Origin of the sequence: Marinilabilia salmonicolor JCM 21150 (assembly GCF_000259075.1) — a bacterium.
GTDB classification, from domain to species: Bacteria; Bacteroidota; Bacteroidia; order Bacteroidales; family Marinilabiliaceae; genus Marinilabilia; species Marinilabilia salmonicolor.
Genome location: NZ_AJKI01000040.1, coordinates 64781 through 90456, shown reverse-complemented (window position 1 = coordinate 90456; position 25676 = coordinate 64781). Strand labels below are relative to the sequence as shown.

Genomic DNA, 25676 nt, shown 5'->3' with positions numbered 1-25676 from the left:
TAATTGCTCATTTTAATCAAGAGAGAAAGAAGGTGGCGCTTGTGATTTTTGAGTTCCCCACTTCTTATTTGGATATTTTCCCATTGTTAATCGAAGTACTCCCCCCTCTGCAATGTCTTTATGGAGGAACCAGGGCTTATCCCACGATTCTCCGTTAAGCGTTGCGGATTGGATAAACTTATTTTCAGGGGAATAATTTTCGGTGACAATTTTGAAGTCTTTGTCATTGGGTAATTTTACTTTTGCTTCCCGGAAGGTCGGGCTTCCAATATTGTACATTGGTAAGCCAGGAGTAACAGGGTAAAACCCCAGTTGAGAGAACACAACAAAAGCTGACATTCCTCCACCATCTTCATCACCCGGAAGTCCCATCAAATCATTTCGGAACCATTGATCCAGCAGTTTTCTAATTCTTTTTTGTGTTTTCCACGGGGCTCCGCCATAATTGTAGAGATAAGGAATATGCAACGATGGTTCATTAGCCATTGAGAACTGGCCAACATTTCCGGTATGATCAGGCAGTTGTGAATAAAATTCGAATTTTAAACCTACTCCCAGCGGCTCAGCAAACATGGCATCCAGATTATCAACGAACTCTTCCTGACCGCCCATCAATTGGACCAGATCACCGATATTATGCTGTACATCCCACCGATAAACCCAACCATTGTTTTCTCCATAGTATTCACGAGCACCCTGGCCTCCGGAACGTTTATAATCAAAGGGCTCAATAAAATTTCCGTCAATGTCTTTTGGATGAAAGAAGTGGGTTTCGGGATGGAATAAATTTCTGTAATTGTAGGCACGTGATCTAAAGTAATTGTAATCATCGTCCATTCCAAGTTCCCTGGCAATTTGAGCCAGGCACCATTCATCATAAGCAGTACCTAGTGTTACAGGAACGGGTTGTCTTTTTTCATGTTCCTGCACTTCCGGAACATATTCATCCTGCCCTCGTTTTAAGGCAGGGAAATATCCATGTTTGTCATGAAAAGCATCCAGTTCACCAGCTGGAGCACCCGACCATGGCGCCAAAGTCTTCTCAGTAACAGCCTTTTTTCCGGCTTTATAGGCTTCTTCCAGATTGAATCCGTGCAAACCTTTCCTATAGGCATCGATGATCGTAGCCACCCCATGGTTTGAATTCATACGACGGCTATCACCTGTAATCTCCGGGAAAGTGGGCAGCCAAAATTCATCCATTTGATCGGCCATGCGAATAAACGAGTTAATAATATCCGCCTCAAGTTCAGGCTCAATCATGACCCTCAGGGGATGGGTTGCTCTGTAAGTATCCCATATCCAGTCATCCGTATAAAAAGGTGTACCATTATCATTGTGCACCTTCCCATCAAAAGCACTGTAATACCTTCCACCTTCTGAAATACAAACCGGCCGTTCATAGGTTCTGTAAAGAGAAGTATAGAAAACTGTTTTATCATCGTCAGTTCCACCCTTCACATCAATCTGTCCTAAAGCATCATTCCATTCTGATCTTCCTTTCTTTTGCAGTTCTTCAATTGAAGCATTCTCTACTTCTCTTTTCATATTTTGTTTTGCCTGCCGGGCATCAATTAAGGAAATACCATACCGGGTATTAAGTTCACTCACTCCTTTAGGAAATTTAAGTACAATACAAGCATCGCTCCCGGTTGCTTCGGACTTTTTAACCAGTTCTCCATCCTTTAATACAAAGACTTCAGAAGGTGTCTCGTTTAATGCCATAAAAAGATAAATTCTGGTCTGGTTTCCCCCCATCTCGCTTTGCACGATTTGATGTCCTAAAACAGATTCGCCATCCCACTTTAATCCCCCCTCAGTAGAATTTATTATCAGATAAGAATCCTCGTTTTTGCGGAATTTAATATTATAGATGGCCGATTGATGGGACAACCCAAAGTCAATCTCTGTTTCCTGTTCATCAAGATAAACCGAATAAGAATAAGGGGTCAGCTTTTCAAAGTCATAGCTAACCGATTCAATAGGACTAATGTTGTCTTCCTCTCCCTGGTACGGACTTAAAATAAATGCAGAACTGCCTCTGTGACTTGTTACAATCAAGGGCAATCCGTTTAATACATCACCGGTATAATCGTTTCGCTCCGGATACACCCTTAATAAACTATTGGGTAAATGTATTGTAGGGTATGTGGGCACCAAAAGATGACTAATATTGCCCATATAGGGATTCACATAATCAACCGGTTCTTTGTCTCCGGCTAAAACAGCGCTTCTCCCCATTAAAAGAAAAACTAAAATTATCAACCCAATTATATTTTTTTCTTTCTTCATTAGAATATATTTTTTGTTAACAATAAAACATGTCACTGTTTTTACAGTGCAATCAAAGCTTGAGTCTTGTTATTGTATGATTCAACAGTGATTTTTAAGTCTTCTATACTCAGATCATTCAACTCCAGTTCTACAAACCTTGACTCACCCGGGAAAAGTGTAAAATAGCCTTCGGTGAAAATGGCTGGTAATTGTATTTCATTTGAAGTTTTATCCCTGAGATTGAACTTTACATTTAAAGCAGGGGATTCAGAGATGTTTTCTATGGTAAAACCAATTGTACCATCAGTGACAGATTCTATTTTCCCTGAAAATGCAGCTCCAGATAAATCATTAAAAGCCTTAAACCGTCCTTTATCTGAAGAGCTCTGCCAATATTCATTCACAGACAGACGGTCATCGCCCTCAAATAATTCTAATCGCAAGAGATAAACACCGGGTAAATTGTCAGGTTTTTCGGACTGGAAACAATCGGTTTTATCATTCTTTTTAAGATCAATCCTTTTCTTTTTCGTGAAAATCTCCTCTCCATTCAGATCAATTATTTTCATTCGGGCAGTTACCCCTTCGATTGTTCTTCGTGTGGAATTAATTGCGACAATTCGTCCATCATCCTCATTTCGTTGAATATGAAAAGGCTCACAAGCCGCCTTTGAACCATAATAAGAACCGAAAGCCTCGTAATCCCATGAATAAGTTTGCCATACCATACTAGGCCAGGCAGGGTGACTCATCCAAAGTAAAACTCCACTTGCATTGTCCCACATTTTGCTGTTCCAACTCTCAAATAAAGCCCGGTAACTCTCATAATTTATAAACTGCGCTTTCTGTGCAAATTCATCAAGATTACTACTTTTGCCAAAACGTTCTCTTATTTCCTTCACATATTCAGGCTGTCCTCTGTGAAAATCGTGATAATGCCAGGTGTCACTTATAGGCCATTGGTCAGCTTCCGGAATAAACTTTCGCATTGAAGCAGCAGTAGGCAAAGAAGGCGTTCCTACCTCTGTGGAAAAACCGCCAGAAATTTCATCGTAGTATTTTACAGGAGGAACATAATCCCATGGACCACTGGGCTTTAAGTTGAGATTTCTGGAATTACCGATATAATGGCGAGACTCATCTTCTTCAGAGATCATTTTTATAATTCGCTTCTCTAGCTTTTCAGGAGCAAATCCTTCATTTCTCGGACACCAAACAACAATGGAAGGATGATTTCTATACCTTTTTACAACATCGGTGGCATTCTCCATAAAAAGATCATAATCATTGACATTTAAATTATATCCTTCTGTAGATAACCAGAAATCATTCCAAATAAGCATTCCATATTCATCTGCCAATTCATAAAAGCTCTTCTGAGTACTTTCACCGGTCCAATTTCGAATCATATTAAACCCAACTGTCTCATGCAATTGAAAATAAGGTTCTAAACGTTCACGGGAAACACGCTTCATTCCATCATCCATTCCCCAATTTCCGCCTCTGATAAAAATGGGAACGCCATTCACTTTTATAGTAAAAAAGGGATTTTCGGAATCCTCTTCTAACACTTTCAACCCATCAGAACTTGCGTTTATTAAAGTAGGAACAGACGTCCCTTCATGCACATTCACACGGTTTACATTGTCAAATAAGATTTCGCCATCTGCCAATAATGGGTTATAATCAACTCGTTTTATTTTTGAACCCTCCGATACACCTAACTCATAGGAAAATTCTCTAATTCCAAAACGAACGTTTTCAACATCTGACAGACTTCTCTCATCAAAAACATGTAATTTCAGAGAATATAACTCAGGGTTACCATAACCATTTGGCCACCATAGCCTGGGGTTTTTAAATTTTAAATCCGGAAAACTATCAGGTAATAATGAAATATTCTTTTTTTCAAAAGGCTTCAGATTGATCATTTTTTCTACTTCTACTTCCTCAATTTTTCCTAATACCCTGACTTTCTTTGCTCTATTACTATGATTTAACAAAGTTGCATAAATACTCACTTCGGCTCTGGTTGTATCAGGTAATGTCAAATCTGTTATCACCTGAATATCCTGGGTAGTTACATCACCTGTAAACTCTAAATAAACATTTTGCCAAATACCAATATTGCGATCCCTTATTCCTGGTATCCAGTCCCAACCTTCTGATGAAATAAAGGTTGGTCCATCCAAACAGAGCTGTCCACCATTGGGCCCCCTTCCGGCCAACTCAGACTGTTCATGAGGAATACCCGGATTACGAGGCGGTTTGATGTTAACCACCAACACATTTTCAGTCTCATTCCGTAATATCTCTGTTACATCAAATCTTTTTTGCTTAAATGCTCCTTTAATTCCGCCTAACTTTGTTGAATTAAGTATAAAATCCGCTTCATAATTTATTCCAGAGAAATCCAGCCAGACTCTTTCGCCCTGGCCGCGTCCCTTTGGCAGCTTGAAAGATAAACGGTACACCCACTCCATTCTTGAGAGGGAATCTGGAATCAACAAATTATTTAATCCATAATAAGGATCTGCATAGACCCCCTCATTTAACAGAGTTGTCAACACCGTCCCCGGAACTGTCGCATCATACCAGTCGGTTGTGCTATAATCAGAATTAAAGATGTTAGCTGAATTGAATTGAACTTCCTCTTTGCAGGAAAGCTTCCATCCCTTTTCAATTAAATATTTATTTTCTTCTACTTGTTGAAAACTTAATTGATTATCTTTCTCATCAGATGGTCTTACCCCTTCCACAAAATTTTCAGTTCTTGATTTTGGAAGGGTTTCCGAATCTTGCTTCTGACGGAGTCCAAAATTTAACTCCTGGGCATTTCCCCTTAATACCCCAAAAAAACATAAAAAGCTTAAAATTATAATTGTCGAAAACTTCATAGCATTCCTATTATTTAAAATGTGACTTACTCACCTAATACCCATTAATTTTTTTGTTCTATGGTGCCTGGTGCTTGTAATTAAAAAAGTCAACCAGTGAATAATCCGATTTGGTAGAATTCCAACAAAGACAATTATTATTGACTCAAAGCATTTTGCAGCCAGTCTAGGTACTCAGTACGGGAAGGCAGTCTTTGAAACTCATTCTTAAACTTTTGCACCCATCTTTGACTTGCAAGAAGTGTCATGTTATGTGTGTAATAGAAGGGCCATTTAACGCCGGTGTGGTCAACCAGCCAAAAGCCTGTATGTTCATTGTTATCAACCTCATTGTTATACATTTCCCAATACAAAATAAAAGGAGCACCCCAGGTAATTGCTTTCAGCATAATATCCCTGTTCTCTAACTCATGTTCAAATTTTGAAAAGGACAACAATTTTGCCGGACGTGCATATTCCCCAACAAAAACCCTTTTTCCTTCAATTCCTTCTTTTTCCGGCAAATGGGCCTCAATGAAGTCAAGGATAGCATGAAATTGTTCTCTGCTTTTCATTTGACCATCATAGGCCGAATAAGAAACAAAATCCACATTACTGTAGGGCAGAACGTAATTGGTCAATCGCTTTTTTCCCTCCATGGCATCCACTACCCGGTTTACTTCTGCATATTGATACACCTTCACATCACTATTAGACGTTATTCTCATGGCTTCTTCTAAAGCATTCTGACGTGCATTGTAGTATTGGATCATCCCTTGTATACTGGTATCAGTCGGTTTATGATCCACATCGTACCCCGGCAGTAAATACCAATCGCCTTCCCAATGCCCCAAATAAAATTGCTTTCCAGATTGATTAAATTCTTCTCGTAGGTAAATGGTCAAATCGCTAATTAAAGTTGAATCTGTTTTTCGTTCCTGCTCTGTATATCCATCTCTCCATTTACTATGTGTTCCCACCCAGAAAAAGTAATACGAGAATGGCATATCGAGAACCCTCTTAAAAGAAGGATGCTCCTGTATAAGGGAAGTAGCATCACCATTAAAATCCAATCCGTACTTTTGGGCATTTAGGCTTATTTTTAATATGTTGCTTCCCATGTCCAGGATCGCATTTGCCGTTTCAATCAAACCGTCTTGCTGTGTAAAACTATATTTTGGATCAAAAGACTGTGTTCCTAAAACATAATTGTAACTCAGGACATCTTCATTAACAACATTCCGAACATCAGAAAAAACTTTAAACCTCTCTTCTATTTTAAAATCAGTGTTCTCTCCCTTCAATTTGATCTCATACGTTCCTTCTGCAATTGTTTCGGGAATAATAAAACTTATTTCTTGTTCCGACACTTTATATGGGGCAAACTCGTTTTCATCCAAAACAATCTTGGAAATATCCCTTTGGTTTTGGAAATTATCACCCATTATTGTCACCATGGTTCCAACTACACCTGAGTCAGGATAGAAACTTTCAATGCTGATTTTTGGACCTTGGCCTTCATTTTGAATTGAAACATCATTATCGCACCTCACCAAAGAGGGGATCAATATCAAAATGATTAGAAGTATTTTACGACTATAAAGCATATGCCTATCATTAAAATGTTATTTATTAAACAATTAAAATAAGACTCCTTAACTACCCAACAATTATTTCAAATGAGTTCTATTAGTGAAAAAGACAACATTAAAAACAGTTCAAGAACTTATTTTGAAGTATCAGAAGTCCTTCTTAAGGTTTTCTGAATTTCACATATTAAAAAAAGGATAAAAATATTTTGGACAATTTTGGCTATGAATACAGCACCCCTGATCAGGGGTTAATATTGCCCCTTGTCAAGTTTATCATGCAAATCCTCAATGTTGTTGAAAACTCACCTCGACCAGGCAAGCAAAGCTTGGTTTATTTAGGAAACAGGAATTAAATAGCCATCAATTTTTTCTTCAAAAGAAATCTAGTTATGTGTAAAAGGAATGGCATCTGTTTCCCTATATTCATACAAGCTTTAAAGATTATCGTCTAGGCTTGCTGGTATATAAATTGTCATCTGTTTTCATCCATTTTGCTGCTTCACCCGTTAACCACAGATAATAATCACTCTCCAATCCCGGATCAATTCCTACAAATTTCCCTTCGCCATTTAAAGGCAATTCATCATCCCTTAGACATTTAAAAATGGCGGTTCCTTCATCAACCTCATCGAACATAGCTACATACAATGATTCTGCTCCAGCATTTTTTGCCCCGGCAATTTGTTTCCAGAAGAAATCGCCTTTATTACGGGGAATTAATTCATATGTATCGGGATCATCCTGTAAGTTTCCCCAGCTAAAACCAGGAAAAACAAGGGGCACATAATCCACGCCATTTCGTTTACACCAAGCCAAATCCCTGCTAAGAGTTTCGCCTGCAACCTGGTTATAGCTGGATTCATCATAGCGTCCAACAGCCCAGGGCAAAATGATGTCACATTTTTTTATGATGGAATGAAGCAATGGGTTATTCTCTGTGTCATTCCCCAATGTTCGCCAGAAATAAGGTATTCCCAGCATGAAAGAATTTTGGTGTTCAAGCTTTTTCAGTTCCTCAATCAAATCATTTACATCATCCAGACCATACTGTCTCCCATCATTAAAGCCAGCACCCCAAATAGCAAGCAAGGGTTTTCCATTGTGTCTCAGATAAGTCGGATTCTCATTGGTGTCAAAAAGAGCGTATTGATCCTGAAGTTCTTTCCAGTCCCTGACCAACACGTCCATATCCTCAAATGTGCATCCACTTAAATCATACATCACAGACACTGCCCTCCCATATTTACGAGCTGACCTCAGCGCACTGGAAAGCACTTTGTTAAAGTGGCGCTTTCCTTTTTCACTTTTAATTTCAGTTACAAACCGCTGCAAAAAAACACCATCTATTCCATAATCCTTCATCCACTTAAAATGGAGATCCACCGCTTTTTCATCATATGAACTAAACACCGAAGCCGGGGTGCCATCAGAAAACCGAAAGGATGTTTTATAAGTCTTGGGATAATCTGACACATCAGGCCAAAAATCGATCGTACTTTGGCCCGGTTGAAATTGTCCCTGTTTTTGATAATGGTACCATCCTCGTTCAGATGCATCGCCTTCTGCGGCGAACCACCCCTGATAACCGGCCATTACCAAGCCTTCATAGGATGGATATACGTAATTATTTGATCCCGAAGATGTACCTGACTCCCTATTTTCATTCTTATTGTTATCTTCTGATGAATTGCATCCGGAAAACAAGATAAAGGCAATAATCAACTGTATACTAAAGAAATATCTGGGAAAACTCATTATTACAAATGTTTTAGAAACAGGAACCCCCATAAGAGGTTCCTGTATTCAGATTAATTTACAAGGCGAGTTTCCTCGCAGGCGCATAGTTGTATTTTGCTTCGGGGGCATCAATAAGTGCTCCCACTCTGAAAAACATTTTATCCGCAGAAGGATTATCAGGAATAGACCACTCCAGGGTAAATTCGGTTTCAGGATCAACTACACCATTGATAGAACGCTCAACATTCATAGTTCTAACCGATGCTCCGACATGCGCTTCCGGATGTCCAAACAAACCAATTTTGGCTACATTATTGGACACCGTTTGTTCTAAACGAAAACTAGCCACAATTGAACTACCTTCCTTTTCAATGACAACATCCTTTAACCTGATATATGGTTGAACTTCAAAATCAAGTTCCGTCACACCACTAACTTCCACTTCTATAGGATCTATCGGCACAAAATTGCCACGAACAGGCTGAATGGTATAAGTTCCGGAAAACATCAGATTATTTCTGTAAGTACCATCGTTCTTTATCACCATATATTGAGTTGCAGGTGTCTCATACCCATGCTCCAAGTATTCTATTTCCGTTCCATTTATGACATCCTGCTCTATCAGTTCATCTGTATCGGCATCAATAATGGCACCATGAATAACAGCATCCGGCCCGTCATAATTATCCAATTCGCAAGAATAAACTAGAAACATTAAAATGGGTATAAAAATTTTTATTATAGTCTTCATAACAATCTTTATTAGAATGATTAAAACTGTGGATTCTGAACCAATTCATTAGTCCCAATACCCGGGATGGGTTTATAATATCTCTTAGGAAGAAATGTTCTGTTTGGATGCCTCGAAACTTCTTTTCTCACGAAAATATATTGCGGCGGATCAACCCTTAAGTCCAGTAACGGTAGTAACGCGTGTTTCGTTGAATTATCGAATATCTTATGATACTCTCTCCTACGCACCAAATCCCAATATCTTTTGTTTTCAAAGGCTAATTCAACCTTGCGCTCTCTTAGTACATTTTCGAGTGTTAACGAAATATCGGTAGTATGGCCAGCCCGTTTTCTGATTGAATTAAGATAACTCTCAGCCTTAGACATTGCATTATCCTGAGAATAATTGCTCTCGAGAACTGCCTCAGCATAATTTAGAAGTATTTCTGGATATCTGAATTCAATCCAATCTGTGGTTGACTGATTCCAGGATGGAACAACCGGTTCATCCGAATTCAAAAACTTCTTAAAAGAAAATCCGGTTCTCGTCATATTTTCCCCATAAGTATCGAAACCTGAATATTGAGGCCAGTCAGGTGCTCCAAAAGTGTGATAAGTCACTCCGTTATGAGAGTATGAGTCCTTGGTTTCAATAATCGCTTCTCCATTCGGCTTCACTAATCCTGCCTGAATGATGATCTCGGTTCCTTTAAATGACGTACCCGGTAAAACAGCAGTAGCCCACAACCTGGCATCTTTTCCTTTAAAAATTTCAGAAGGATCATCAAACCTCAAATAGTCCTTCCCCGGATCAAATCCACTATAATCATTAATGCTTCCATCCTGAGTTGTCACAATGGGGAAACTTTGTCCTGGTTGAGAATAACTTTCATAGCTATCCACCAACTCGAGCGTAGGATTCATTCTTCCCGGATGTGGCCAACCATTTGCCAATTGATTCGGCACATACCAGATGTCATAATTGTGCCCGGTATTGGTTCCCGGGATGGCAAAACCTTTAATAAAGATTGCCTCCTCCGGGACACTATTGGGGTTTACGAATATTTCCTGGTAATTGGCTGCTGCTTCTTCCGGAGTTGAAGGATTTGGTCCATAAAGTCCAAAGCCACCATTGTTTATTAATTCGGCAGAAGCTTCAATGCATTCTTCATAATACCTGTCTGCTTCACTCGCATCCATTCCCACAAGCCCTTGGTTGACGGCTTCACCTGACAGTGGTGCGTCATTCCAATATTTTGCCACAGAAGCAGCATGGAGTGCAGCTCTGGATTTCAAAGCCAATGCAGCCCATTTTGTGCCACGACGCTGACCTTCGGCCCATGAAGATGGCAACATTTCACTGGCGATATCACATTGATTTAGCACGAAATCCCAAGTTTCCTTTTCAGTACTACGAGGTACTTTCAAAGCTTCTAAATTCCCATCATACACCTGTAATTCAGCAATAATGGGAACCCCCCCATACCTTTTAGCCAGTCCATAATAGGCAAATGCACGCAAAAAAGCTACCTCACCCCTTAATTTTTCTTTTTCTAAATCTGATATCTCTAATTTCGGGATCTCCTCCCCCAAAATGTTTATATCTCTTATCAATTCAAAAGCCGGTTCCCACCAGGTAAAATCCCAATCTCTAACCATATCAGACCACCCACTATGAACAGCCTCATCAGTTGTCATGGCTGCTAGGTAACCTCCATTATTAGGATCACTTGGATTAAAATTAAATCCATCCCGGAAATAGGTAAAATCTTCAATCGGCAACTGATAATACAGATTGGCCATGTAAACTTTTACTCCTTCAGGATCAGAGAACATCGCTTCTCCATCAATTTTATCCATTGGAGATCTATCAAGAAAATCATCATCACATCCGGTAAGAAAGATGAAGGTTAATATAAATAATATGTTGAATATGCGAGTCATAATTAATTATTTTAAAAAATTACATTAATCCCGAAATTGAAACTCTTTGTAAGTGGATATGTCAAACCTGCATTGTAGGCACCCTCAATCTTTTCCGGATCAAATGGTTTGATAAAAGAATCCGCAAATGTTAGAAGGTTATGCCCATTACTATAGACTCTTAAATTTTCAATTCCGATTTCTTTGAGAAAGGCATTATCGAAAGTGTACCCTAGTTCTAAACTCTTTAATCTTAAATAAGAGGCATCTCGTCTCCATATGGAACTTTCTTTATACATGGATCCAACATCAGACTTAAATCGAGTTGCTGGCCATTCTCCTGGGATCCACTCACTGTCTGGATCATATGGATCTTTTAAGTGCCATCTATCATAAAAATATTCAGGTGTATTTCCTTTAAAAGCCATAACTTCTGCATAAACCTCTTGGAATCTTACGGTATATTTCCCTGATCCTTGGAATAGTGCATAAAAGTCAAAACCCTTCCAATCTGCACTCAAATTAATTCCGTAATGAAGTTTAGGTTGTCCGCCCCAGAACATGGGCTGCATGTCATTTCCATTAATGACCCCATCACCATTAACATCTTCATATTTAAAATCACCAGGTAATTCCTTGGTATTGCCTATATTTCCATTCTGAATTGGGGAGTGGGCAATATCTACAAAGTTTTGAAACTGACCATCCACTTTGTAGCCCCACAGCACATCATTCCAACGGTTGGCAGAACCATTGCGCCACTTATCCCAACTACTGGTAAAGGGGCCTCTTTCTACATAAACATTTTTGGTCCTGGCAAAGTTAAAATTACCGCCTATGGAATAATTAAAATCTCCAATCTGGTTATTGTGGGCTACAGAAAACTCAATCCCTTTCACGCGGTCACTGTTTAAATTTTCCTGGGGCAATGATCCACCAAAAGTGTTTGGAACAGAAATATTCCTGTAAGCCAGTAAACCTTCACGATCTCTTTGATAAACATCAAATTCAACATTTAATAACCCTTTCCACAGTCCAATATCCACGCCTATATTTTTAATTGTCGAAACAAACCATGTAAGATTTCTATTTACAATGGAAGGTGAAGCGGCTCCATTTAAGTATTCTCCATTAATGAATTCATATCCTCCGCCTCCTGATGTTGAATAACCTGGTACATATTGGAAAGGGTTTCCAGCATCTTCTCCTACATCTCCATAAGACCCCCTGATTTTAAGATTCGATATAAATGGCAAATTTTCTTGAATGAAATTTTCTTCAGAAATTCTCCACCCACCAGAGACTACAGGGAAAAAGCCCCATCTTTCATCTGGATGATAGCGATAAGAGCCATCATACCTTGCCGCAAATTCAATGAGATATTTCCCCTTGTAATCATAATTAAATCGGCCTAAATAAGACATATTAGCCTCTTCATATTCAATCCCACCTGTTCTTTGATTATTCTGACTGGCAAAATCCACTTGATCGGTTGTGTAAAAATCATACTCCCGTCTAAGGTACGAATCTCGGCCCCAAGCTTCTTTTTGCTCATAAACCAGAACTAAATCCAAATTGTGATTATCATTAATCGTAGTATTATAGAGTAAATGCCCCTGCATGGTAATCCGGTTATCGTCGTTATTGGTATTGGCAATAATCGACGGTTCCCTCATGTTTGTTGCGTTGTAGCTATCGCTTTCCTCATCGTAACTATAAAGCTTATAACTCTTCACAAGATCTTTACCCAAAAAACTGTTGCTGTCGTAAGAGAAAATCCCTTTAAAGGACAATCCTTCAATGTAGGGAAAATCATAATTAAGAGTAAAAGAGGACTGGAAGAACTTATTTTTGCTTTCATAATAACCAGTCTTCTTGCTATCTGATAGCGCTAAAGGGTTTAAGTTACTTGGACCGACCAACCCATAATATTCAGAATTTCCATTGGCATATGGTCTATCTGTCGGAAGTCCGATGCGAGTTCCCTTGAAAATATTAAAAAAACTATCACCCGGTGTCATTCTTTTATCCAATCGCCCATACAGATTAATATCCGCATCTAGATCCTCGGTTAGCTTAATGCTCAAATTAGACCTTAAGGTGTATTTCTCATAATTGAGGTCATCACTCTTCAGCAATCCATTTTCCTCTTGATAACCAAAACTTGTAAAATAAGACATCGTTTCATTCCCTCCCCTGGCGGACAAATTATGTTGTTGCTGGGTGGAATAATCTTTCATCGTCTCATCATACCAGTTGATTGTACCATATCCCGGTAAACCCTGCTGATATTTTTCAAGCTCTTCTTTTGAAATATATGGATCACCGCCCGCATTGATGTCAGCATCATTTCTCATTTCCATCCACTGAGCAGAATTCGTCATCTGGGGCACATCAGTTGGAGTTTGTAAACCATATACCCCTTTATAATTGAATTCAGGAGCCCCTTCTTCACCCTTTTTGGTGGTGACAATTATCACACCATTAGCTGCATTCATTCCATAAATGGCTGCTGATGCATCTTTCAGAACTGAGATACTCTCTATATCAGATGAATTCAGCTTTTGAAATTCTTCTGCCCCATCACGAACAATACCATCTATAACAAATAATGGGGTCCCAAACCCTCGTATGTTAATCATCGAATTAAAATCCCCTGGACCTCCTGTATTTTGTCGAATCTGTACACCTGCAACTTTCCCCTGGAGATTCTGAGCTAAGCTTGAATGAGTACTGGTTTCTATTTCATCAGATTGGATATTAGCAATAGCTCCAGTTAAACTTTCTTTCTTCTTGATTCCATAACCCACAACAACGACTTCATCCAGACCCATGACATCCTCCTGCATCACAACATCAAATCTCACGTTGTTTCCAATTTCAATTTCTTGGCTTTTCATTCCTACAAATGAAAAAATTAACACTTCTGACTCTGGATTAACTTTCAATGAGAAATTACCATCAATATCTGTTATTGTGCCATGAGTGGTTCCCTTTACTGTTACTGTAACCCCGGGTATGGGCTCACCATTCTGATCTGTAACAGTTCCTCTCACTGCTCTTTCTTGTGGTTGACTGACATTTTCTGCCATCATTTCCGAGGGCGAAAGAACAATTTGACGCCCCATTACCGTGTAACCTACCCCTTCATTACCAAACAAAGCATCAAGTACATCCTTAATCTTCTTATTTTTGGCCTCAACATTGACCATTCTTTCCACATCTATCAATTCATTATTGTAAACAAAATAGAATTCGGAAGAATGTTCAATTTCCTTAAGCACCTCTTTTACATGTGCCCGTTCCATCTTCACGGTTACCTTTGTATCTTGTGAATAGGTAACCGAAGCAATTGTCTGAAAACTGACTAACAAGAATAAACCTAAAGATAGCCTCATAGCCAACATTAATTTTCGCGGTAGAAACTCTGCAAAGTTTCTTCGCCATTGACAAAATTTTTCCATAAATTTGAAAAGTTTAAGCATTAAACATTTACCTGTCTGCAAACAGGTATTTAATTGACAGGAAAGTGCTGCAACACTTTCCTGTTTTTATTTTAAAGTCACCGTCTTGTTAGAATGACTTCTCTCTTGTCAAAAACGTTCTTTTCTCCTTCCACGTTCTGATGACGTTTAATTTCATATTCAATTGGAGATGAGATCGTAATTATTCTTAAAAATTCATCCAGAGTTTCATCCACAAAGGTTGCTGTAATTCGATACTCCAATAAACATGGATCAACAATTTTGTACTTCACATTGTACTTCCGCTCCATTGTCCGCAGAACAAATTCGAACGATTCATTTACAAACACAAAACGGCCTTCCTTCCAGGCCAAATGAGGCTCCATATCCTTCCCTCGAACAACACTTAATTTTTGAGTGCTTTTATCAAAATTAGCAACATCTCCAGGTTCAATTCTGGATAGAAAATCATTATTATCTCTTTCAATCGTAACTCCACCTTCAACCAGTGCAACTGAAATATCCGGCTCATTACCATAAGCGGAAAGATTAAATGAGGTTCCGGTTACCCTAACATTCATTTCATTTCCGGCAGAAACAATAAACGGCCTCTTTTTATCAGACTCTACTTCGAAATATCCCTCCCCAATAAGCTCTATTTTCCTTTCCTTTTGACCTTTAAAAGTAGAGGGAAAATAAATCTCACTCTCCGAATTGAGCCATACTTTTGAGCCATCGGGTAATTCCACTACACTTTGAAGCCCGGCAGGCGTGGACATTCGCGTCATAGCAACTGTTTCATCACTCACTTGCTGTGACAAGTAAAGTCCCGAAACAACCAATAATGGCACAATCAAAATTGCAGCAACCTTTGCAAAACCAACGTATAAACGCCTTCTCAAGTTAGGCCTGAATTCTTCCATATTTATACGGTGATGAATTCTATCCAGAACATTAGAAAATCTTTCTTGCTCTCCAACATGTATGTCAGCCTTTAGTCCTTTCCAATGCCTGTGCATAAAGTCATTTAATTCTCCCTGTTTGGAAAAGCCAACAAGCACCTTTACCGCCTGTTTAAATTCAGTAGAAGTACATTCACCCTTAATATATTCTCTTAAAATATCTTTCATTTTATTGCTTTCTATTAAATACTACGTTTTAAAGACCGTCTCCCCCTATCCACAATTAAATTATTTTTGACACTTTTTTACACACCTCTGATTTTGAACGCAGAACGGGTACTATTTTTTTGGGTTTTCTTCACAAAATGCAGGTCTTAATCATTTGACCGAACAACATGCTGGATATTCCGGTGATACTGCCGGCGTTCGTTAACATCAAATAAATATCGCTAACTATTAAATCGGAAAAACCATCCTATAAAAAAGAAATTTAGCCATATAAGAGCAACTTTAAAATAATGTGCTAAAAAATTATAAGCTGGTTAATTCATGAGCTTTCATTATGAGAGGTTTAAATACAAATAAATTTAGCCTGGTTTATTCATGAGTTTTCGTTATGAGATATTCAAATACCAATAAATTCAGGCAACCACAGATAAAATTTATAAAGGAAATAGTGAACTATTTTCAAATCAATTTTATCGAGGACGCCAGAATTTAGAAGGTAGTTGAACATCGCAATAGATAATTTATGAATAATCCAGGTTCGGTAATTGCAGAGCAAATTGAAGAAGTAAACGAATCCCCTATGTACTGGGTGAGTTTCACTCAGCCAATAAATTAAGTAGTGCCGGTCTATAAAGTCGGGAGAGTTTGCAAAAAGGCATGTGTCTGTTCAGAAGGTTCCGTTTACAAAGCCTGCCCAGATTTTTCTTCGGGGGCTTGCCATTAGCGGAAATGCGGAGTTTACTTGAGTAAATGAGCAATTTCCGCTAATGGCGTAACGCAGTAAACGGGACTTTATGGACAAACACTAAGTAGTATTTATATGAATAAAATAGCCAACTAATTTCAAGTCAGTATTTATTGAGGACATCTGAATTTAGCTGGTAGTTGGACTTTGTAATAAATAACTTATGAAACGAGGTTCGACAAAGTCAATAATCCGGGATAAATATCCTTCCTTTGAACTCTTCTGACAAAAATCTTCTTAAGTCCCGAAAACAAGGGGCTAAGAATTAGGAAATAAACAAATGGAAAAATAAAAGACCTAAAAAACCTCCAGATCCAAATTTTTCTCTTAAAAAAGCAAGAGCTTTCGTTAATTGATTTTCAACCGTTTTTTCTGAAACCCCCAGCTGTTTGGCAATCTCTTTATTAGTCAAACCTTTTTGACGACTAAGCATAAATACTTTTCTACGCTTCTCGGGCAACTGATCAATCAAAGAATGATATTCCTCCTCCAGAAATCCAAAATCACTTAGCTCCTCTGCACCAAGATTATTTGAAGTGGTAGCATTTCCTAAATATTCAAGATATTTCTTTTCAGTAGATTTCTTACGAAACAAAGAAATTACCGCATTTTTCGTAGCGGTGAATATAAGAGGTTCTATGCGGGCATCACTTTTTAAATCTCCTCTGTGATTCCAAATATTAATAAAAACCTCCTGAACGATATCATAGGCATCCTCCTGATTCTTAAGGTACGATAATGCAAATGCAAAGATTTTCTTGTGATACAAATAATATACCTCATCCAATACGGTTTTATCACCATTTCTTAAGCCTTCGCACAGTTTCTGGTTGTCCATGATACGCTTCAATTGGTACTTATTTCCACAAAAGGTTAAACAATAATTTCAACTATTCCGAAGGGCAATATTAACATTTTTTAGAGTTTTATCAATTTTATTTTTGAAGTATATAATCTCAAATCCTTCCCATTTCTCTGTGCAGATTTGATTTCCACCATATTACTCTGCTATAAATTTCACAAGACAAATTCCTAAAGACTGAATCAGAAAAATTCATGTATTGACTTCTTTTATTTTCTTATTTTACCCGGGCGTGCCCCTTCCGGTCAGGCTTTCCGCTCCAACTCCTCTGCCCCGGATATCCTTATCTGATTGGTAGCTCCCCAGGACGTGCGATTTCCATATCGCACGAACAAAATTTTCGATTGACCAGGGCCTCCGGGGTTTCCGCTGCAATCCCTCACGCAGACTTCAATCTGGCTCCCTTTTTCCTACAGGGGAAGCGAAGACGGAGCAGCTCCACCAGTAATTCTAATTCACAAAAACTCTTTTTATCACTAGCCTCAATCTCCTTCAAAAAAATCCCTTATTTTTATCTTTCAGGACGGACGATTTCCCGGGACGGGCGATTTCCCAGGACAGGCGATTTCCCTATCGCCCTTTCATCAAACAGTAGCTTCCCTAATCTACAAACATCAAAACACCAACCAATGACTCAACAACAAACCACCCTCAAGAACCACCTACTCATCACCATAATCCTTGCCCTCATACTACTCGGTTGCTCTTCAACCAGACTAGAGCTTCTGGAAGAACCTTCGCATTCCGCCGACTCTGCCTACATCAAACACGCTGCCTATTCCCTTTCATACAATGAAGAAACCGAGCAACCCAGATGGGTCGCCTACAAACTTGACTCCACAGAACTAATACAAAACTATGAACGAACAAACACCTTTGCTGAGGACACACTGGTCCTGACAAAGACCGCCAACGATGAAGACTATAAATATTCAGGTTACGACCGCGGCCACCTGGCCCCCGCAGCCGATATGGCATGGAATGAACAAGCAATGCAGGAAAGTTTCTATTACAGCAATATATCCCCACAACTTCCAGCCTTCAATCGTGGAATCTGGAAAGTCCTTGAAGCACTAACACGTAGCTGGGCACAAAACAACAGAAGCCTCTATATTACCTGCGGCCCCGTCTTCCTAAATGAAGACAGTGTCATAGGCGATAACCAGATAGTAATCCCCACCCACTTCTTCAAAACAATTTTAATCTACAACTCAACCGAAAAACAATCCATTGGCTTCCTGCTTCCCCACGGAAGATACCAAGGCGACATATTCGATTTTGCTGTCCCCGTTGACAGCATTGAAAAAGTCACCGGACTAGATCTTTACCACAAATTACCCGATACAATAGAAAAAACATTGGAAGCACAAATCGAAATAAAACTTTGGAAGTAAAAACCATGGATATTTCCCCTTTAAACTCCTATTAATTTGGGAAGTACAAATTCCCGGGACGGACGATTTCCCTATCGCCCCTTTAAAAAACACCCAAAAAAATCCAAATATTTTATATATTTGAAAAAACACCTAAACATCCAATTTACCCTCTCCCATCTAGCAACTGCAGTACATTGCTTCTTACCAATAAGCATCAATATAAAAAGTAAAAACACGTTTAAATGGAGGAACCTTATTCCTCTTTTAAAAATAAATATAAAAACATCGCTCACTAAAAATGCGCAGCAACAGTGCTCCTACGGGATCGTTAGGCCATACACAAAACAACCAATTATGCCAATATTAAGAATAGACAAAACACCTTATTACCTTACTATCTCAGAATTGTCAAAATTACCAATTCTTAAAAAATTGGTTATGTATGAGGACATAAATATCAGAAATAAACCCTTTTCCAAAGAAGACGAAAAGATACTAATTAACTATATAGAAAATAAAATCGGAGAATGGCAGGATTACCGATTTAGATATATAAACTTAGAAAAAAAGGAGGCAGAATGCGCAGTAACTGAATTAATTCTATACCACACCTATTTCTTTTGTAAAAACACCGTTATTCTTGGAAATAACAGACCAATTGATACCTCGTCAAATAAATTGACTTTAAATGATTTAATATACCCATATAATAACTGGAATGCAGAAATAATATTTAATGTCCTAACGATAAAATCAGGGGACTCCTACTTTACAGTCAGAAACAACAATATAGAAAGAATCATTGGTTTCTTTAGAGAATTTAAAGTGATAATGACTGACACTATTTTAACTTTTGCATTTGGTAAGATTTACATTGAACCAAGAAATACTATTTACAGTTCAGAAAACATTGAAAAGTTTTTTAAACATTGGAAAGAAAAGAAACCACTAAAAAGATTATTAAATAATTCAGACAAAAGGAACTATAAAAATTTCGTCTTTTATCTCAATGATAAATACATCTATTCAAACTACACTCATCCAAGGTTCTTTAGAAATTTTGAGGAGTATAAAAATGCAAACTCAGAAATCTTTGAATAAAATATACGTGGCCTACATTTCCGGACACAACCAGGAAAATGCTTAATCATACAATCTTTTCATGCGGTTGTCCCGCTATCATCTTGATGGACGCAACCTGCCAGACAATAACCTGACGGGAAATGCCATCAGGCTCCTGGCTATTGGAAGAAAAGGATGTTTGTTTTGTGCAACCATGATGCTGCAAAGAACCTAGCCATCATCTATTCTTTACAAGAATGCTGCAAAGCCAGTAATGCTAATCCCAGTGAATGGCTCCCCAAAGTGTTTGCTAAAATTCCACAGTACAACCAAAACTACGATTTAGATCTGGCTAATTTTTTGCAACACAATTGGTAAAAATCCAACGATTACCAGATTTTTTCGGAAAGCTCCATTTGATTATACAAATTCTAAAAAATTCCAGTAGAACTTGGAAAAATCTAATTCCCAAGCCCACACCCCCCGCTTAGATAAAATTATTTACTTTTACGATACGCAGAAGGCCCTTGGCTTACACTTAGTTACACGCTCCATGACCAACCAGTAAACAGTACCGGCAATACAACTTCTTCATAACAACTCAATAAAACCAGAACTTTCTCAATAACAATCCTTATTTTTGATTAGAAGGGAAGTAGCTTTAACAAAATACTAAAAATGCACACCTACAACATACAAATTCCACCCCCGGCCAACTGGCAGGATTTTGAACGTTTTTGCCACTCCCTTTGGATGGACATATTAGATGACCCAAACATCCAGATGAATGGAAGACTAGGCCAGGAGCAGTCGGGTGTTGATATATATGGCTACTCAAAAAATAACTTATTTTACTGTATTCAATGTAAGGGCAAAAACACTAATTACGGCGGGAAGGTTACGGAAAAAGAACTAAAAGAAGAGATCAAAAAAGTAAAATCCTTTTATCCCCTTCCCGACATTTTTATACTTGCAACCACAGCACAAAGTGATCAAAATATTCAAGCGGTGGCAAGAAAAATAGATGCTATTCATAAAAAGAAAAACCTATTCCGTGTCTATATTTTTAGTTGGGATGAAATTTGCCAAAGGCTTGAAAGTTCTCCAAACACTTTGAAAAAATTCTATCCTGAATTGGTTAATAATAACGAATTGCAAGATTTCAAAAAATGGATTTCCAATCAACTCCCCCAAAATCAAGCCAATGGCGGCAAGGATAATAGTAATAATCAAGCATCCCTTGAGGAAATAAAAAAAGCATTTAAAGTTCAATCATCCTTTTTGTCAAAATGGCCTCAAACCCTCACCATAAATAAAAAGTGGCTGGAACGTAAAGAAGAAAATGAATGGTTATCTAAAACTCATTCAGCCAGTTACTCAACCACAATCTTGCTAGGGGAACAGGGTACAGGCAAAAGTGCTCTACTGGCAAGGATGACAAACAAACTCCATTCTCAGGGCATTCCTGTTCTCGGAATAAAAGCCGATAAGTTATCGCATTCAGTAACAGATTTACAATCTCTATCTGCTTTTCTGAGATTACCTGGTAATATAACATCCTGCATTAAAAAGATAGCTAGAAATGAACCTGTTTTTTTACTCATCGACCAAATGGATGCCCTCAGTGATCTTGTGGATGTAAAAACCAACAGATTATCCGTGTTACTCGATTTAATTAATAATCTACATCACCTTTCAAACATTCACATCCTTGCTTCATCACGTCCTTTCGAACTAAAATACGACAGCAGGTTTAATACCATTGAGGCAGATACAATAGAATTATTCCTACTATCATGGGATGCTGTAAAAGAAACGCTGGATGAACTGAACATCAAATTCACCTTTATTGATAATGACTTTAAAAATTTCATTAGACGTCCCAACAATTTAAATCTCTTCTTATCTCACATAAAAAATTATCCGGAACAAAAGTTCAAATCCCACATTGACCTTTACGAACAAATTTGGAACTATTCTCTGGGTAGTGGTTCTGAGCGTAAAGCCCGTTCTGAATTGCTAATTAAACTGGCTACGGAAATGACAGAGGAAGCTAAATTAGCACTTCCGGCAATTAATTTCGAAGACTATCTGAACGAAATTGATTTCCTTTGCCAGACAGGTCTTCTGGTTAAAAACAACAAACAAATTTCTTTTGCTCATCAAACCCTGCAGGCTTTTGTTTGGACAAGATCCTTATTAAAAAATGGATCTCTGGTGAAATTCGTTCTTACCCATCAGAATAACCTGAATATTCGTCCAAAGTTGTTTACTGCTATTCTTTATCTTAGAGTAGCAGACCCCTGGGAGTACAACAACCAGTTGAACTTACTTCTGAACGAAAACCGAACCCATTTAAGAACCCACATATTATTTCTCTTAATTGAATCCATTGGTTCTTTTATTGACCCGTCAGATCATGAGTTCTGCGTATTCTCAGACCTCCTTCGAGATCGGGAACTGACAAGCAAAATATGCTTGAGCATTGCAGGTTCAAAAGGGTGGTTCAACAAATTTAAGGAAACCCATATTACATATTTAATGAATGGTAGCGTTTCTCAGCAGAAAGCTGCTTCAATTATTCTTGCCTCCGCTATCAGGTTCTCCCCTGAAATCGTTCTGGATTTTTTAATAAAGTACTGGAAAAACGAGGAACAATTATATTACTTATTTCATGTCCTTCAAAACAATACATATTGGAACGAAAAAGCAATAGACCTTGCCGAATACATAATCACCTCCAAAAACATAGGCAATATTCCGGCTCAGGAACTGACACAGCGAATTTCTAAAACCAATCCGGAATCAGCAGTCAATTTGGCAGCACAATTTTTCATTAAAAAACTGGAATTCCTGGAGTTGAGTCCTATATCGGAAGAAATAGAAAACCCGGAGGATAATGTCATTGATGAATGGTTGCTGGAACAGAAAAGAAGAAAACCTTTCGAAGATTTCGCGGAAGTAAATACCACTTGGCAACACCTCAATATATTGGCCAAATTGACACCAAAAATTTTCGTGAGTGCTTTCTGGCCTCTGCTAAACAAGCTGTCGTATCATCTAAAAGTCCAATATTCTGAAAGTAGATTTGAATACAGAAATGTATCAGGTACTTGGTTCTATCTAAACGGTGATTCCGGACATATGCGTAATTATTTGGTCAGCTCCATGGAAACAGGAATAAAGCTTTTTGCAAAGCAATACCAGGATGATTTCTTGTCCTTTCTGAATAAAGCCAAAAAATCTTCTTTCATCCCTCAACATCGTTTGCTTACAATAGCTTTAAATGAATTATGCCCGCATCATTCTTCCACAGTATTGAATTACCTTATGGAAGATGATCGTAGGTTTTTTGTCGGTAACAGCCAAAACGTTGTCCCTTTCAAAGATTCAACTAATCTCATCTCAACCCTTTTTCCTTGCTTGGATCCACAACAAAGATCTTCTTTAGAGCAGAAAATCTGGTCACTCTGTTATTACGACACTACTTCTATACCAAATCCGAAAGATAAAAAACGGTTTTCCGAATATAATCGTCATCATAGACAACGATTAATTTCTTCACTTCCTCTAAAACTTCTTTCCGTTTCATCGAAAAAAAAACTCAGGGAAGAGGAACGTAAATTTGGCAAAATAGAAAAAGCAAACTTCAGCACTGACAGTCATAGTGTAAATATGGCTCCGGAAAACCCTTTGCCTTTAGATAAGATTAAAAAAACTGAAATTAATAATATTGTAAGACTGATTGTTTCCATTGACCAATCGGATTCCTGGGAGGTTATAAAACTGGATAGTTTATCCAGAACGCTTGCTGAATATTCTAAAATTGAACCTGATAAAGTTATTGAAGTAATTAAACAGCTCTCCCCTGATAATACAAAAACCATATCCCAGGTCCTGGAAGCTCTCCCGGCAGACAAAATAAATCTTATCCAGATTCAGGATCTCATCCTCTTTTTTACCGCTAAAGAAATTAAAGCACCAGATTTTTTCCAAAGTTGTGCCAGGGCGTTAGATTGTCGCATTAAGGAAGACGAAGGACTATCTGATGAATGGTGCTCTCGCCTAGAAACTTGGCTGTCTCAATCTGACAACAAGCCGATTATCGTGTCCCCCTCTTGTAATCACCGTAATCATCAAAGTAGCCTTCTTTGGAATCCAGAGCAAAGTCGCCCCATTCCTAACAAAGATTATTTCTTTCTTAAGACCTTGCGTAATGGACTTCTTTTAAGGAAGAATCCAGATTGCAAAAAATGGCTTAACCTCCTTTCTCACCACATCGAAGATAATCATGACATAGAATATTGGACCTTCGTGTTACAGCTGCTGGTTCGTCCAACTCTTGGCCATTGCAATATTGAGAACCTTAATGAATTCCTTTTGAAAATGTGCAATAAATATCCGGGCATTATGGAAGATGGTGACTTCGGAATTACATTGGCGCAAGCCGTTCATCATATGCCTCAGGTAATGCACAATAGGTGGATGTATAAAATCAAGGAATATGCAACACCTCAAAGCAATCAACTTTTCGGCGAGTTAATTGGTTTTCGTTTACTAATCGACAATGAATCCGACTGGAGTTTAACAGAGTACCATAAAATAGTACAATCAGAAAATTCCCTACAGCAAAAAGGTCTGGCCTGGTCTTTCTCCGAATTGTGGGAATTTCCCAAATTTCGCTCCAAATGCCTTCCATACATAAATGAAATGCTTAGTCTGCAGAAGATTGAAACGGATGAAATTCTCATTCGCATTTTATTTCCCCATCAGCAGATTAATGCTGGACCTGAATACGAAGCAGTCTTAAATGCTTTTATTGACAATAAAACTCTAACCAGAACTGAAGAATGCAGTTCTGTCCCTCATTCTTTACTTAAAATCATCAAGGTGTTCCCCGATAAAGTATTTCAACTTTCAAGCCAGATAATCAACAAGGAAGGCAAAAGGTTAGGAGACTTCACAACATCAGCAGCAGCCGATGCTCCCGACCTGGTTACCATAGCGTTAACCCTCCATAATATGGGCCCCGGTTTTCAACACAAGGGTCTGGATCTTTTTGAAGTTCTTCTCAAATTCGATGCACTTAAAACCCGGGATGCCTTACTGGAAATAGATGCTCGTCCTCGTTTTTGAAATAATTATGTTTCTTTATCTTAAACACTTTTTTGAACAGTCTCTATTTTCTAAAAAGAAACAATTAGCCTTAAATATTAGTAGTGCATAACTCTCTCTTTTTTCTTGGGCGTGCCCCTTCGGGTCGGGCTTTACGCTCCAACTCCTCGGCCCCGAAATTCCAGGACGTGCGATTTCCTTATCGCACGCAAACAAGATTTTCGATTGACCGGGGCCTCCGGGGTTTCCGCTGCAATCCCTCACGCAGCCTTCAGGCCGGCTCCCTTTTTTGCTCCATTTTCCTCCAGGGGGCAAAAATCCCCACCCCTCAGGACGGGCGGATTCCGATCCGCCCAAATTTCACTTTGAGCCTTAAACAACCTTTCAAGCCTGAATCTTTACTTTTCATTTACCCCCGCCACTTCGGGGCTCGCCCGGTCTTTTTGCCCCTTCCCCGCATCCACCCGCAGTGGTTTCGGAGTGCCACATTTTTGAACCTTCCCGCATTGGCACATTGCAAGCCTTATTAACTTTCAATTCTGGCCAATTCCAATCCTCCAAATGCTCTTAACCCCAAACTCCCTTTTAACAGACATCCTTTTACCCATACAGCTCAACCCCTAACCCAAACCTTCAAAATCCAAAACACAAAACTCCCCAGGCTGTCAAAGAGCCACCCAACCCTTCTTCAAAAATGAGTCCCCAGCAACCACCCCAAGCTATAAAAACATAACGCGTTCTTATAGGAACAGCCCCACAGTTCTCTCACCCCGGGACGTACGATTTCC

13 protein-coding genes are annotated in these 25676 nt (G+C 38.6%); 4 read left to right on the top strand and 9 right to left on the bottom strand.

Annotated elements, in window-relative coordinates:
- Positions 1-12: 12 nt before the first annotated feature.
- The 9 genes from W7W_RS0116745 to W7W_RS0116705 all read right to left on the bottom strand — a co-directional run bounded on the left by W7W_RS0116745 (position 13) and on the right by W7W_RS0116705 (position 17311).
- Complete coding sequence (locus tag W7W_RS0116745) at positions 13-2292, bottom strand: GH92 family glycosyl hydrolase (RefSeq protein WP_010664831.1); 2280 nt, start codon at positions 2290-2292, stop codon at positions 13-15.
- A 41-nt stretch (positions 2293-2333) separates the two neighbouring features.
- Positions 2334-5171 (bottom strand): beta-mannosidase, encoded by a 2838-nt coding sequence (locus tag W7W_RS0116740; RefSeq protein ID WP_010664830.1) that lies wholly within the window; start codon positions 5169-5171, stop codon positions 2334-2336.
- A 137-nt stretch (positions 5172-5308) separates the two neighbouring features.
- The gene (locus tag W7W_RS0116735; protein ID WP_010664829.1) at positions 5309-6757 is read right to left on the bottom strand and encodes an IPT/TIG domain-containing protein; all 1449 of its coding nucleotides are present in this window, start codon (positions 6755-6757) and stop codon (positions 5309-5311) included.
- Positions 6758-7183: 426 nt separating this feature from the next.
- The gene (locus W7W_RS0116730; RefSeq protein ID WP_010664828.1) at positions 7184-8497 is read right to left on the bottom strand and encodes a glycoside hydrolase family 71/99-like protein; all 1314 of its coding nucleotides are present in this window, start codon (positions 8495-8497) and stop codon (positions 7184-7186) included.
- 58 nt (positions 8498-8555) lie between these two features.
- Positions 8556-9194, bottom strand: coding sequence for a DUF3823 domain-containing protein (locus W7W_RS0116725; RefSeq protein WP_010664827.1), 639 nt, complete (start codon positions 9192-9194; stop codon positions 8556-8558).
- 56 nt (positions 9195-9250) lie between these two features.
- Positions 9251-11155 carry a RagB/SusD family nutrient uptake outer membrane protein gene (locus tag W7W_RS0116720; protein WP_010664826.1) on the bottom strand — a complete coding sequence of 635 codons (1905 nt, stop codon included), beginning with the start codon at positions 11153-11155 and terminating at the stop codon, positions 9251-9253.
- Positions 11156-11166: 11 nt separating this feature from the next.
- The gene (locus W7W_RS0116715; protein ID WP_157202503.1) at positions 11167-14598 is read right to left on the bottom strand and encodes a TonB-dependent receptor; all 3432 of its coding nucleotides are present in this window, start codon (positions 14596-14598) and stop codon (positions 11167-11169) included.
- Positions 14599-14696: 98 nt separating this feature from the next.
- Positions 14697-15728 (bottom strand): FecR family protein, encoded by a 1032-nt coding sequence (locus W7W_RS0116710; RefSeq protein WP_010664824.1) that lies wholly within the window; start codon positions 15726-15728, stop codon positions 14697-14699.
- A gap of 1010 nt (positions 15729-16738) precedes the next feature.
- Positions 16739-17311 (bottom strand): RNA polymerase sigma-70 factor, encoded by a 573-nt coding sequence (locus W7W_RS0116705; RefSeq protein WP_010664823.1) that lies wholly within the window; start codon positions 17309-17311, stop codon positions 16739-16741.
- A 653-nt stretch (positions 17312-17964) separates the two neighbouring features.
- Between W7W_RS0116705 and W7W_RS22410 the strand changes: the two genes are divergently transcribed.
- The 4 genes from W7W_RS22410 (at position 17965) to W7W_RS22975 (ending at position 24909) form a co-directional block, all read left to right on the top strand.
- Positions 17965-18729, top strand: coding sequence for a DNA/RNA non-specific endonuclease (locus tag W7W_RS22410; protein ID WP_010664822.1), 765 nt, complete (start codon positions 17965-17967; stop codon positions 18727-18729).
- A gap of 336 nt (positions 18730-19065) precedes the next feature.
- Complete coding sequence (locus W7W_RS0116695) at positions 19066-19812, top strand: hypothetical protein (RefSeq protein ID WP_010664821.1); 747 nt, start codon at positions 19066-19068, stop codon at positions 19810-19812.
- A gap of 61 nt (positions 19813-19873) precedes the next feature.
- Positions 19874-20008: an IS66 family transposase gene (locus W7W_RS24080; protein ID WP_010664820.1), complete on the top strand. Its 135-nt coding sequence runs from the start codon at positions 19874-19876 to the stop codon at positions 20006-20008.
- A 443-nt stretch (positions 20009-20451) separates the two neighbouring features.
- Positions 20452-24909 (top strand): NACHT domain-containing protein, encoded by a 4458-nt coding sequence (locus W7W_RS22975; RefSeq protein WP_010664819.1) that lies wholly within the window; start codon positions 20452-20454, stop codon positions 24907-24909.
- The last annotated feature ends 767 nt before the right edge of the window (positions 24910-25676 follow it).

Bases quoted from the DNA above. Each gene is read 5' to 3' on its own strand.
- W7W_RS0116720 (WP_010664826.1), bottom strand. From the start codon at position 11,155: ATGACTCGCATATTCAACATATTATTTATATTAACCTTCATCTTTCTT.
- W7W_RS0116715 (WP_157202503.1), bottom strand. From the start codon at position 14,598: ATGGAAAAATTTTGTCAATGGCGAAGAAACTTTGCAGAGTTTCTACCG.
- W7W_RS0116740 (WP_010664830.1), bottom strand. From the start codon at position 5,171: ATGAAGTTTTCGACAATTATAATTTTAAGCTTTTTATGTTTTTTTGGG.
- W7W_RS0116730 (WP_010664828.1), bottom strand. From the start codon at position 8,497: ATGAGTTTTCCCAGATATTTCTTTAGTATACAGTTGATTATTGCCTTT.
- W7W_RS22410 (WP_010664822.1), top strand. From the start codon at position 17,965: ATGACTCAACAACAAACCACCCTCAAGAACCACCTACTCATCACCATA.
- W7W_RS0116725 (WP_010664827.1), bottom strand. From the start codon at position 9,194: ATGTTTCTAGTTTATTCTTGCGAATTGGATAATTATGACGGGCCGGAT.
- W7W_RS0116735 (WP_010664829.1), bottom strand. From the start codon at position 6,757: ATGCTTTATAGTCGTAAAATACTTCTAATCATTTTGATATTGATCCCC.
- W7W_RS24080 (WP_010664820.1), top strand. From the start codon at position 19,874: ATGCGGTTGTCCCGCTATCATCTTGATGGACGCAACCTGCCAGACAAT.
- W7W_RS0116705 (WP_010664823.1), bottom strand. From the start codon at position 17,311: ATGGACAACCAGAAACTGTGCGAAGGCTTAAGAAATGGTGATAAAACC.
- W7W_RS22975 (WP_010664819.1), top strand. From the start codon at position 20,452: ATGCACACCTACAACATACAAATTCCACCCCCGGCCAACTGGCAGGAT.
- W7W_RS0116695 (WP_010664821.1), top strand. From the start codon at position 19,066: ATGCCAATATTAAGAATAGACAAAACACCTTATTACCTTACTATCTCA.
- W7W_RS0116745 (WP_010664831.1), bottom strand. From the start codon at position 2,292: ATGAAGAAAGAAAAAAATATAATTGGGTTGATAATTTTAGTTTTTCTT.
- W7W_RS0116710 (WP_010664824.1), bottom strand. From the start codon at position 15,728: ATGAAAGATATTTTAAGAGAATATATTAAGGGTGAATGTACTTCTACT.